The organism is Shewanella marinintestina (genome assembly GCF_023283845.1).
Classification (GTDB): domain Bacteria; phylum Pseudomonadota; class Gammaproteobacteria; order Enterobacterales; family Shewanellaceae; genus Shewanella; species Shewanella marinintestina.
On sequence record NZ_JAKILC010000006.1, the window covers coordinates 1 to 12,070 of the forward strand.

The following is a 12,070-nucleotide window of genomic DNA, read 5'->3' on the forward strand; positions in this document are numbered from 1 at the left end:
CCCTTGCCATTCGCTAGTAGTTAACGTTTAATAACAGCATGTTATTGAACGGTGACCTTCCTACAGAGGACTTTCACCTCATTAGTTCATGCCCATGCTGGGCGTACACAAATGCATCAACACGATTTACTACACTCGGCATCTCTGGTTGTCGGGTGTTTATCGTTTTAAGGTGTCAATATTGAGTATAATTGCATAGTAGTAAACGTGTTATGCAGGCGTTATGTGCCAGTGGTAATTCGAGGTTATATTGAGTAGTTTGTATAAAATTGAGGTGGCAAAACTGCCATGCGCTATCGAGCAAATTGTCGACATATTTGCTCAGTTAATCGGGTTGGCAATTGTTTATTGGTTGTTTACTGTAATTGGTGAGTTGCTGATTGGTGAGGATTTTAGTGCAGATGTGCTGCTAAGTATGGTTGTATTGCCTGCGATCTTAGTCCTTAAACAATCAAGCGAAATATTACAGCCATATTTTGTAAAGGTCTCTGTTAAGGGTGACAAGTTATCTGTAACTCAAGGAATTCTGACTGTATTTGAAGACAGCCTTACCTTAGATAATGTTGAAAACGTAGAAACGGTTACAACCTTATTCGGTAGGTTTTTGGATTATTCGACGATCAGAATTTATGCATTTGGTTCTTGGGTTGTTGTTCCAAATGTCAAAAATCCAAAAGAAATTAAAAAGCAGCTAGAAGACATAATCGAGTCGAAGAAAACAGAGAAAGTCACATAATCGGGTAGCCGGAGGTTTCTAACCTCCAGCCCCCACACTACCCTGCATACGGCTCCGCACAGGGCTGTTCATTTTGAACGCCTAACTAGATTTCTGGTTAGGGTAATGAACTGCGATCCATCCATCTCTTAGTGAACATAAGCCCGCTTTCTTAAGATAGTCATTACTAATGATAATGTGAATCGTATAGTTTAGAACTTAAACTCTAAACGATTTCTGTCCGAAAATAAGTTAGTGCTTTTGTTATGGCTCTAATTGCGCAAAATCATTCTGTACTAACCTCGTGTAAAAATGGAATTTACCATCCATGCGTAGTATCTGCCGCAGGTAATTCGAACAGCTTTTGCTAAATATCCCCACTCAAACTAAAAATATCTCGCGAATTTATGAGTTTTGCTATCGAGCAGCATGCATATGCCAAACTATGTTTGTCGCGCTAGCAAGCAACATCATTAAAGCGCGATTGGCGACATGCTGTTATAATGGCAAACAGCAACACAGTTATCAGCGTCTATCTGCGCCAACCTGCGCCAAACCGATAACTGCAATAGATAAATCAGACACCTAATCGAGACTCGCATGCCGTTTTCTAAGCTTGGACTAAGCACTCCTATTGTTAACGCCGTAACAGAGCAAGGCTACACTAGCCCGACTCCTATTCAGGCAAAAACAATCCCTGTTATTTTAAGTCAGCGTAACCTGATTGCCGCTGCGCAAACTGGTACAGGTAAGACAGCAAGCTTTGTGCTGCCAATCTTAGAGATGCTGAGTCAGAGTGAAACCCAACGTAAAAAGCGTATTCGCGCGTTAATTTTAACGCCGACTCGCGAGCTTGCCGTGCAAGTTGAAGATAACATTAGCCACTATGGTAAGCATTTAAGCCTGACCTCAATGGCTATGTATGGCGGGGTGGACTCAAAGCCACAGCGCGAGCGTTTGATTAAAGGTGTGGATATTCTGGTTGCAACACCAGGTCGTTTACTCGATATGTATACTCAGCGTGCGATTCATTTCGATGAGCTAGAAATTCTAGTGCTTGATGAAGCCGATAGAATGCTGGATATGGGCTTTATTGAAGACATCAATAAAATCATTGAAAAGCTGCCAGTAGACAGACAAAGTCTATTGTTCTCTGCAACGCTTTCACGTCAAGTTAAAGAGTTAGCGCGAGCGACTATCACTCGCCCAATCGAAATTTCAGTGACCCATAACACTGACAACAAGCCTAAGATTGAGCAGTGGTTAGTTACCGTTGATAAAGACAAAAAATCAGCACTACTGAGCCATTTAATTCAAGAAAATAACTGGCAACAAGCGCTTATTTTTATTGAGACCAAGCAAGGTGCTGCCAAGCTGGTTAGCCAGCTTGAAAAGCGTGGTATTACCGCAGAATGTATTCATGGCGGTCGCAGCCAAGAAATTCGTGAACAAATTCTTGCGGACTTTAAGTCAGGCAAAATCGGCCTACTTATCGCCACAGGCATTGCGGCGCGCGGCTTAGATATTGATGAATTACCATTGGTAATTAACTACGATTTACCCTACCCAGCCGATGAATATATTCACCGTATCGGCCGTACTGGTCGTGCTGGCGCTAACGGTGAAGCAGTTGCACTTGTTTCAAAAGATGACTTTAAAAACCTATGTATGATTGAGAGCCGTTTAGGCCATTTAATTGAGCGTAGAGAAATTGAAGGCTTTGCACCACGTAAAGAAGTGCCTATTTCAATTTTAAACTATAAGCCTAAAAACAAACCTGCTCCAAGTGGTGATAAAAAGCCACGCACTGACCGAGCAAAACCTGCACGCGATAGTAAGCCTAAGCAGCGCAGTAATGACTTTAGCAATAATAAAGCGGTGATAAAACCTGACAATAAAACCGAGTCTCGTTCTGATGCCAGCAATCCGTCATTACCGCAAGATCCGTGGGCTTTTTCAAAGTCGAAGTTAAACAAATAGATCGATATACTGTCCGTTTGGAATAGCAATTAAGCCAAACGGACAATTTAGTCAGTCTAGCTCCTGCCTTGTTAATTCGTAATATACTCTGCGTCTAAATTTGCTTAACCGCCAAAGCGACTAAACCGCAGCTCTTTTATTAGTTAAATCTAGCTGACTTAACACTCCCTTTTATTGCTCTTCAATATTCAACCGTCTAACTAAAACTTTTGCGAGTCAGCCGCTTATGTTGCTGCAACAAAAAACTCACAAACTAGAGCAAACTGTATGGTTTCAAATAATTAAGCCCTACCTTATTTATTTGAGTTAGTTATACTGGGCTTAATTAAATAAGGATATTTATGCTGACATTCATCGAGAAACTAGCCAAGAAACCACAACAACTCATCTTGATTATTATTTTGATTGCTGCTGGAGTGGCCGTAGTGCTGTTTAATCAATCTTCATCTAAACAAACCAAACTCTCTGATGGAGCTATTATTGTACTGCCGATTCAACAGACAATTGAAAGCAAACAGCTAAATTGGCAAGCTTATACTCGTATGGAACAAGTCATCAATCAGCTAGGCACCTCAGCCAACTATCCGGTACTACTTGCAGAAGATGTCATAACGGAGCTTTCTCAATCCTCTAGCTTTATTGATGATAAACAAACAATCGATCTGAATCGTTTATTTGTTATATCTGGCGCATCACTCCTTGTAGAAGCGTCTATTTCAACGACCCCTAGCTTACAGTTAAACTATCGATTAATTACTCACAAAAAAATAAATGAAGGTGTATTAAAGGGTGATTCTATCGAAGTACTACAAAGCCAGCTTGTAAGCCAAATTAAACAATTTTCCGGTGGTCACTTCAGAAAAACGACCAATAGAAATTGGTTTACAGCTACGCTTGTTCAAGCGCTAAAAGAGATTCAAAATAACCAGAAAGCTAAAGCTGTGGCTAGCTTACAACAAGTATTGAATGATGATACTGGCAACTTAATAGCAAGCCGTTTAATGGCAAAAATAGAATTTGAAAACAAACAGCTTAAACAAGCAGCAAATAGAATTGAGCAAACTATAACGCAAGCCGATACCGATAATGTTCGTCAGATAGCCAGACTAAAATTTATTGATGCTCAAATAAAACTCGATGATAAAGAACTCGAACTCTCGCTAAGCTTATTGTCCCAAGCGAGAACATTAGCGGCTAAAAGCCAAGATTGGCTGTACTTAGGTTATATCTCAAACTGGGCTGGCTATATTTATCAACGTCTTAATCATTACGATAAGGCTCGCAACCAATATCAACTCGCTTTTGATTACCTAAAAAAATCGGGATCACCAGCAGGCCAAGTCGTAGCTTTAAATAATCTGGCGGAGCTAGAATTATTGGAATACAACTATCGATTAGCTTATGACGCAGTTAATCAGTCTGTTGCTATCGTAAATCAAAGAGAACTGACTCAGCTTCAACAAGAAACCTTTGCCCTGTTGTCCAAAATTGAAAATAAACGTTAATAGCGATCCGCTGCTAGCTAGGTTTGTTAGCGAATGCTCAGCAAAATCTGCTTTCATTGCAGAGCATTAGCGTTAATAGTAAAAGCAAAGTCCATTATTGATTAAATAGATCCAATGCCGCTTTACTCATTGCACGTACTCCAGTATTTAGCGTTTTAGGATAATCAGGCGCAAATTGGCTTGAATGCAGTGACGGTAACGACTTACCTGTTGCTATGCTTTTCTCATAAGCCTCTGGCTCAACAGCACCGAGCCAAAATAACGTAATTGGCCTTTTATCTGAGGTTAAACCATAGAGCCCAAAATCTTCTCCGGCCATTACCGGTTCAGCTGCAACTACATTATCTATACCTAACTCAGTCTCTATACTGGCTCTTACCTTAGCGGCTAACTCAGGATTATTATATGTTGAGGGAATACGCTCATCTTCATGAACATAAACCTCTGGATACAACGACTCGTCAAGCCCAGCACTCATGGCAATACCAGCAGTTAAACGCTTCAGCGCTTCGATTTGCTGTAAACGAACCTCTGGATTGTAAGACCGCAACGTTAGCTGCAATTTGACTTCATTAGAGATAATATTGTGCTTGGAACCGCCATGGATTGAGCCAACCGTAATAACATTCGGCTCTAGCGGTGAAAGCTCTCGACTTGCAATAGTCTGCAACGCAAGCACGATTCTCGATGCGAGTACCACTGGGTCTTTAGTTAAATGTGGATAAGCACCATGTCCACCTAAACCTTTGACCGTAATATCAACTGAGTCGACATTGGCTAATGCATAGCCTGAAGTCACGCCGACTTTACCTGCTGGAAGCGAAGCACTCACATGTAAACCCAATATATAATCAGGTGTGGCAAAGTCTTTAAAAAGTCCCTGTTTAAGCATAGCTTTAGCTCCACCGCCCACCTCTTCAGCTGGCTGCGCCACCATCATTAACGTACCTTGCCATTTGTGCATATTGGCAACCAGTTGTTCAGCACTACCCACAAGACTAGTCATATGAATATCATGACCACAACCATGCATTACCCCAACCTCTTGGTTACTCGTATTTAAGGTTTTAACCTTTGATGCATAAGACTTACCGGTTGCTTCAGTAATAGGTAGTGCATCCATATCTGCACGGATCATTACCGTCGGCCCTTCACCATTTTTTAGTACGCCAACAACTCCATAACCGCCAATATTAGATGTCACCTCAAAGCCAAGCGCTTTTAACTCGTTAGCAATTCGCTCACTACTCGCCTTTTCTTGATATGACAACTCAGGGTTTTGATGCAAATGTAAATATAAGGCTTCTAGTTTGGCCATCGCCTTAGCACTTGGCTGCGCTAACTCTGTCGCTAAAACGCTGCCACTTAATGAGCAGCTCAATAATAATGCCAGTGAAGGAATAACAGCAGTTCTCATATTTATGCCTCTTTTGTCATATTTTTGTTCAACTAAAAATCGGTAAGATATTGATCCCCAAGCTAACACAGTTACTTAACATGTAAACCAGCCATAGCTAATAAACCTAACATCTACATGCAAGTTCACGCCTGTACAGCCAATGTAACCTTTGAATACATTTGTCAAAAAACACAAACCTTTAAGTTACTAAAAAGATAACAAAAACTCTCTTTCTAAATGGAAATGTGATCTGCTTTCAATATTTGTTTTTTTCTATTGTAAAGCCCATAAATAGGCTGTGTCTCAGCGAGACCCTACCCCAATAAGGGTATAAGATAGCGCGCGTTTAAAAGAAGAGAATAATTCTCATTTTGTTAAAAAGTTAAGGTGCGTAATGAACAAGCTTAAAGTTAGTGTAATCGCTATAGCGGTCAGCACAGTACTCAATGCCCAGGCTCAAGAGGCCTCAATCGACTCTCAATCCCCACCAGCACCCATTGCTAAAATGCAGGAAGTGATTGTTATTTCAGGTTCACGTATGGAACAAGAAATTGAACAAGTCGCGGGCTCGATCATGGTGATTGATGAAGATGCTATTGAAAAAAGCATGAGTAATGACTTTGGCAGCTTATTCAGAAACGAGTCTGCAATTGCCGTTAAAGGTGGCGCAGGTAAGCCGACATCGGTCACGATTCGTGGTATCGGTGGTAACCGCGTCATGATGGTTAAAGATGGCGTTCGCGTTAACAACCAATATGCATCTCCACTTGGCCCAGGCGCTGAAGGCACAGGCCGGGGCTTAACTGAAGTACAAAGCTTAAAGCAGGTTGAAGTCGTTAAAGCGGCTGCATCAACCATGTATGGCTCAGATGCATTAGGTGGCGTTGTGGTTATGCGTACTAAAGACGCTAGCGACTACTTAAATGGTGATGACTATTATGTATCACTTAATACCGGCTACAGCGGCATTAACAACGAATATAGTGCAGGCTTTACCAGCGCTGCAGCCTATGGTGGTTTTGAAAACCTCCTGACTTATCAGCACCGCACAGGCGAAGAACTACCTAACTATTATGATACTCAGCCTGACAGCGATTTAGTCCAAGACAGTGTACTATTTAAGAGCAAATACCACTTCAATGACTACACATCTATACAGCTAACTTTGGACTATCTAGAGCAAACGCTGAAGCGCTGGGAGTACGAATTTGATAAAGACAATGCACTTGAAGAAAATATCGATACGGATCGAGATACTCAGGTCATTAACGGTGCACTGCAGCTAGTATCAAGTAAGCCTACTCAGATGCATGATACTTTGACGGTTACCGCTTATTTTGGTCAAACTGAGCAGCTTGAGCATAGAGATTACTTTGAGTGGAATGATGCTAAACCTGAGAATGTTTATGGATTAAGTGAAGTCCGCGATTACAGTTTTGAAGATCAGCGCATCGGAATTAACAGCACTTTTAGTAAGTATATTGGTGGTGACAGTTACGGGCACCAGATCACTTATGGCTTAGACTATGAGTTTTCAACCATGTCACGTCACCGTGTGGTAAATGACCCTATTACAGGCGAAACCGAAACGCCATTTACTTTTGCCACTACCGACAGCCAACGCTTAGGTATTTTTGTGCAAGATGACGTCACTCTTCTCGACGGCGATTTGAATCTAATTGCTGGTCTACGTTATGACTACTTCCGCAATACTCCTGATCAGCAACAAGCGATTGATGCGGGTAAAGACGCTGAAGACTTCCAGACTATGAGTGACAATTTCTGGTCACCAAAAATTGGTCTAGTTTACCAACTATCAGACTCTGTTAGCGTCTACGGTCAATATGCTTACGGCTATAAGATGCCAACCCCAGATCAAAAATGGGGCGAGTTGGAAGTTGATGCAGGTTCAATGACAGATGTTCTTATTCAGGCAAACTATGACTTAGAATCTGAGCAATCTCATACTTGGGAAATCGGTGTTCGCGGTAATCACAGCGACACCAATTATGAATTAACCGCTTTCTACACTCAGGCTAAAGACTTTATTGACTGGCAGTATGTGAGCTATAAGCCGCCTTCAATCACTCCAGGTTGGCCTCCAGTAATGGAACCAATGGAGTTCAAATACCAGTACTACAATCGTGATGAAGTGATCTTGTACGGCGCGGAAGCTCAGATTAATCATTGGCTAACCGATAGCGTTGAGCTTTGGGGGAATATCTCTTACACCTACGGTGAAGATGAAAACGGTGATTACCTTAACAGTGTTAGCCCACTAAAAGGCAACGCAGGTGTTAATTGGTATACAGATATTGCCGATATGGAAGCAGATTTTGGCGCAGTGGTTCGCTGGGCGGATGATATGAGTCGCACTAATGATATCGAGCTAGCCGAAGATGATATTTGTGCCATGGGGATCTGTATTCCTAAAGAGAAGTTTAATGAAGTTTACGGTACCAGCGGTTACGCAGTGATGGACTTAACCTTTGGTTTACGCATTGACGATAACTGGAAGTTGAGAGCTGGCGTATATAACCTATTTGACAAAGAGTATATCGACTACGCCGATGTAGCGGGCCAATCAGTATTTCTACTTGGCGCGAGTATGGATCTAGAAAAAGAGGACTTTACTCAACCAGGTCGTTACTTCAATGTTAGCGTGAACTACCAGTTCTAATATTCGTTAACGTAAACACATTAATAAAAAATGCAGCCTTTGGCTGCATTTTTTATATTCAAGATAAAGGTGCTAACTCGTTAACTTAATTTACTTATATAGCATATCCCTCGCAGAGCCTCTCAATAAACCACGCGTTACAATAAAGTTAACAAACAGCCACTTCCGCTTGCCATTTAAGCGAATTATCGGTAATTTTAGCCTGCAAACAATGGCAAGAAAGCCTAATAATAATCATAAGCAGTAAAGGATTAGTCATGGGGAATATACTTTGGGTCGCTTCTTACCCTAAATCTGGCAACACTTGGGTTCGCGCTTTTATTGAAAACTACATTCAAAACCTTGACCACTCTATCGATATCAACACTATGCATACGATATCAACAGCCGAATCTGCGGCCCATAGGTTTCAACCGCATATTGCTCAAGACCAATCAACAACCGAGCTTTCGTTAGAAGAGATTTGCGCTCTCAGGCCACTAGTGCAAGCCGATATTGCGCGACAAGCAAATGGTACGACTTTTGTAAAAACCCATAATTATTTAGGTGAGTTTAACGGCCATCCACTGCATCGTTCTTCTGTCACTTCTGGAGCGATTTATATTGTTAGAAACCCTCTGGATGTTACCGTTTCAATGGCTAAATACTTTGATTACACCATAGATGAAACCATCGCCTATATGGCAGAAGAGATGACGGGAACACCTAACGAAAAAGAAAACGTACCACAAGTTATCACCTCATGGTCAATGCATGTTTCTAGCTGGACTCAGCAGCCTGAAGCATCACGCTTAATTTTACGTTACGAAGATATTTTAGATAACCCAAAGAAAGTATTCAGAAAAATTGAGTCCTTTTTAGGTTTAAAGAAAGACCCTAATCGGTTGAAAAATGCGATTAAACATTCCTCTTTTGCTCAACTAAAAGCTCAAGAGGTAAAAAAAGGATTCGTAGAAAAGCATGAGAATGCAAATTCATTTTTCCGCAAAGGAAGTAAGAATCAATGGCGTGAAGTCTTGTCTGATGAACAAGTTGCAAAGATTATTGAGATTCATAAAGAGCAGATGGAGCGCTTTAAATACCTTCCAGGGAAATAGTTCTTACTTCCCAGCTTGCGAACACAAAAAAATGCAGCCAATGGCTGCATTTTTTGTCTCTTTTTTAAAAAGCTAAAATAAACCTAAACCAACACCTATAAACGATAAGTTAAGGTCAGCTTGGCATTACGTTCTTCACCTGGCATGCCGCCTAAGAACATCGCTTTGCTGTAATACTCTTCATTAAATAAGTTATTGACGTTTAACTGTAATTTCCAGTCATCAACATCATAGCTAATAGCCGTATCTAGCACTGTGTAGCTTGGTACATAACCGTCTGGAATACCGAAAGAGCTTGAGTTAGTACTTCTGTCATCAACATACTTGGCACCTAAGCTAATATTAAGTGGGCTTGCAAGCGAGAACCAATCTGCGCCATAAGTCACCCAGGCACTTGCTGTTACATACGGCACACCTTTTTGGCGTGTATCGTAACTTGAGCGATTTGGATCTTTCTTATCACGGGCATCTTGGTAAACCGCATTAACATTAACCATCCACTGCTCATTAAGGTGCGCGTTCATGTCAAACTCGACACCTGTGGTTTCTTCACTGCCGTTGTAATAGTACTTAGGTACACTCGGACCAGAAACGCCTTCATCGTAATCAGGGTTAGTGTATTGCAAGTTAGTACGTGAACTCTTAAACAACACTAATGATGCCAACATTTGGTCATCAAAAGCTTTAAAGCGCATGCCCAAATCATCACTCACTGATTCACTGTCATCTCTATCGGTATCATTGCCGGCAATGCTACCTAAAATGCTATAAGCGGTGCGGCCTTTAGAGTGGTTAACAAAGAACGATAGATCGTCAGTTGGCATGTAAGTCAAACCTAAGTTGTAAGTAATGCCGTCATCTGTGGTATCCGCCTCTGGTGTTGGCGCTGCTCGGCTTGAGCTATAACGTGGATCAACACCTAAATGCTCATAGGTCTGCTTAATTTGGTTAAACGCCACGCCAATGCGCGATGTAAACCCGTAACCTAAATAACCCACATGCTGCACGCCAACGCCCCATGCACTGACTTTTTTGTCATAGTTACTGGTGAGTAACGGGTCATAATCTTCAAAGCTACCTTCACCCCAGTTAGGGTTACGGATATCGTAAATGTATGGCAGGCTGCCTTGATAAATTGTATTGCCAGCTTTGTCTTTGATGACTTTATCGGCATCGTAAATAGAGTATTGTTTGAATGCGATATCTCTATCTTCGTAGTTGGCATTAATCAATAATTCGTTATCAATATCGCCTATTTGGAAGTCATAACGAAGATCAGCAAAATACTGCCAAGATGACTCATCAGCATCCACTTTACGGTATTCTTGGCGACGAGCCGCAAACGGATAAAGTACGTCATCTTCAACCAGAGGAGCACGTGGGTCAGCATTAATAGCGCCACGACGATCCCAATAAACATAGTTATAAGCACCGGTTTGGCGGGCAAAACCTGAAGTGTAATCACGGTATTGCAGCTGCTGGTTTAAAAACAGGTTATCGGTGAAATAGATATTGTGAGTTAACTTAAAGCGCAGCTCTTCGCCTTCATTATCTTTAGCCATTGGCGAGATAATACCGGCATTACCGAACGCATATGGAGTTAGACCATCACTTGAAGCCAATGAATCAGCCAGCTGCTTACGCTGCGCGTCTGTTAGCTGAATGCCGTTATTGTTAGGATCATTAATTAAATCTTCCCAAGTCACGTCACCTGCCGTTTTGCCCCCTACAGATTCTGCGTTAAAAATACGAATAGGATGACCAATCGAGTCAACAGCAATGGCATCTTTAATGTAACTGGCCGACAGCATGACATCTTGGTTATCCGCCATAACGTACTTAAGTGAAGTGTAGATTTCATCACGGTCAGTGCCTATTTCTCGGTAACCATCACTACGTGCGGTTTTAGCCACAACTCGGTAAGCAAGGTTATCGGTAATGGCCGCAGTGCTATCGGCTTCAAGCGAGTATGTATCCCATTGACCCACTTCAGCGGTAAACGCATGATTAGATTCAAACTGCGGTTTCTTTTCAATAAGGTTAATTACACCACCAGCGCTGCCCATACCATAAAGCCCTGTTGCTGGACCTTTTAGCACTTCAACTGATTCAACGTTTGTTAGTGAACGAGTCGGGTTAAATGTGTTGCCAAGCCCCGCACCACCATACATGCCATCGTAAGTATAGTTTGCGCCTAAGCCACGAATAACTAAGTTATCGCCGATACCATAGTTATTACCCGCTTGGGTGACACCACTGATATTACGCACAAGATCTTGCAGGTTAGTTACTGCCTGCGCTTGAATAAGCTCTTGATCGACCACCACAACTGCTGCTGGCGTCTCCATTAGCGACATATCTGATTTAGTCGCCAAACCTGAATTCATCACCACCTGATTCTGGCGACCATAAACCGTAATACGCTCTACATTATCTAGTCCCTGCTCTGCTTCTTCTGCGTAAGCCATCGCTGGTAAAAATGTCGATGCGCATGCAATTGCTAACATTGAATAGCGAAAATGTTTCATCAATTAACCCCACTTTAGTATTATGCGGCAGGATGATAACGATTCTCATTAACAAAGCAACACCTGTTTCAATGCTGATACATTTGCATTTCGTTTGTGATTGTTTTTGTTTAATTTTATTTAAATTGTTTACAATGTAAATTCACAACTAGTTGTTAGAAACCAA

Annotated in this window: 7 protein-coding genes; 5 read left to right on the forward strand and 2 right to left on the reverse strand. The window is 41.7% G+C overall.

Translation table 11 applies throughout. The features are described 5' to 3' along the window. The first annotated feature begins 259 nt into the window (after positions 1–259). The 3 genes from L2747_RS08025 (at position 260) to L2747_RS08035 (ending at position 4,200) form a co-directional block, all read left to right on the forward strand. The gene (locus L2747_RS08025; RefSeq protein WP_248998550.1) at positions 260–736 is read left to right on the forward strand and encodes a PH domain-containing protein; all 477 of its coding nucleotides are present in this window, start codon (positions 260–262) and stop codon (positions 734–736) included. A 579-nt stretch (positions 737–1,315) separates the two neighbouring features. Continuing rightward, positions 1,316–2,695, forward strand: coding sequence for a DEAD/DEAH box helicase (locus tag L2747_RS08030; RefSeq protein ID WP_248998551.1), 1,380 nt, complete (start codon positions 1,316–1,318; stop codon positions 2,693–2,695). Between the two features lie 341 nt (positions 2,696–3,036). Continuing rightward, positions 3,037–4,200, forward strand: coding sequence for a tetratricopeptide repeat protein (locus tag L2747_RS08035; RefSeq protein ID WP_248998552.1), 1,164 nt, complete (start codon positions 3,037–3,039; stop codon positions 4,198–4,200). Between the two features lie 94 nt (positions 4,201–4,294). Here the strand turns inward: L2747_RS08035 and L2747_RS08040 are convergent, their stop codons facing one another. Then, a complete protein-coding gene (locus L2747_RS08040) occupies positions 4,295–5,617 on the reverse strand; it encodes a M20 metallopeptidase family protein (RefSeq protein WP_248998553.1) in 1,323 nt (440 codons plus the stop codon). A 376-nt stretch (positions 5,618–5,993) separates the two neighbouring features. On the opposite strand from L2747_RS08040, the gene L2747_RS08045 reads away from it, so the two are divergent. Both L2747_RS08045 and L2747_RS08050 read left to right on the forward strand, forming a co-directional pair. Then, the gene (locus L2747_RS08045; RefSeq protein ID WP_248998554.1) at positions 5,994–8,279 is read left to right on the forward strand and encodes a TonB-dependent hemoglobin/transferrin/lactoferrin family receptor; all 2,286 of its coding nucleotides are present in this window, start codon (positions 5,994–5,996) and stop codon (positions 8,277–8,279) included. A gap of 257 nt (positions 8,280–8,536) precedes the next feature. Beyond that, entirely contained in the window at positions 8,537–9,376 is an 840-nt protein-coding gene (locus L2747_RS08050) for a sulfotransferase domain-containing protein (protein WP_248998555.1), read from the forward strand. A 95-nt stretch (positions 9,377–9,471) separates the two neighbouring features. Here the strand turns inward: L2747_RS08050 and L2747_RS08055 are convergent, their stop codons facing one another. Beyond that, positions 9,472–11,904, reverse strand: coding sequence for a TonB-dependent receptor (locus tag L2747_RS08055; RefSeq protein ID WP_248998556.1), 2,433 nt, complete (start codon positions 11,902–11,904; stop codon positions 9,472–9,474). Positions 11,905–12,070: the final 166 nt, after the last annotated feature.

What these genes read in the sequence shown, in the direction of transcription:
- L2747_RS08030 (WP_248998551.1), top strand. Translation starts at nt 1,316, where the DNA reads ATGCCGTTTTCTAAGCTTGGACTAAGCACTCCTATTGTTAACGCCGTA.
- L2747_RS08035 (WP_248998552.1), top strand. Translation starts at nt 3,037, where the DNA reads ATGCTGACATTCATCGAGAAACTAGCCAAGAAACCACAACAACTCATC.
- L2747_RS08040 (WP_248998553.1), bottom strand. Translation starts at nt 5,617, where the DNA reads ATGAGAACTGCTGTTATTCCTTCACTGGCATTATTATTGAGCTGCTCA.
- L2747_RS08045 (WP_248998554.1), top strand. Translation starts at nt 5,994, where the DNA reads ATGAACAAGCTTAAAGTTAGTGTAATCGCTATAGCGGTCAGCACAGTA.
- L2747_RS08050 (WP_248998555.1), top strand. Translation starts at nt 8,537, where the DNA reads ATGGGGAATATACTTTGGGTCGCTTCTTACCCTAAATCTGGCAACACT.
- L2747_RS08055 (WP_248998556.1), bottom strand. Translation starts at nt 11,904, where the DNA reads ATGAAACATTTTCGCTATTCAATGTTAGCAATTGCATGCGCATCGACA.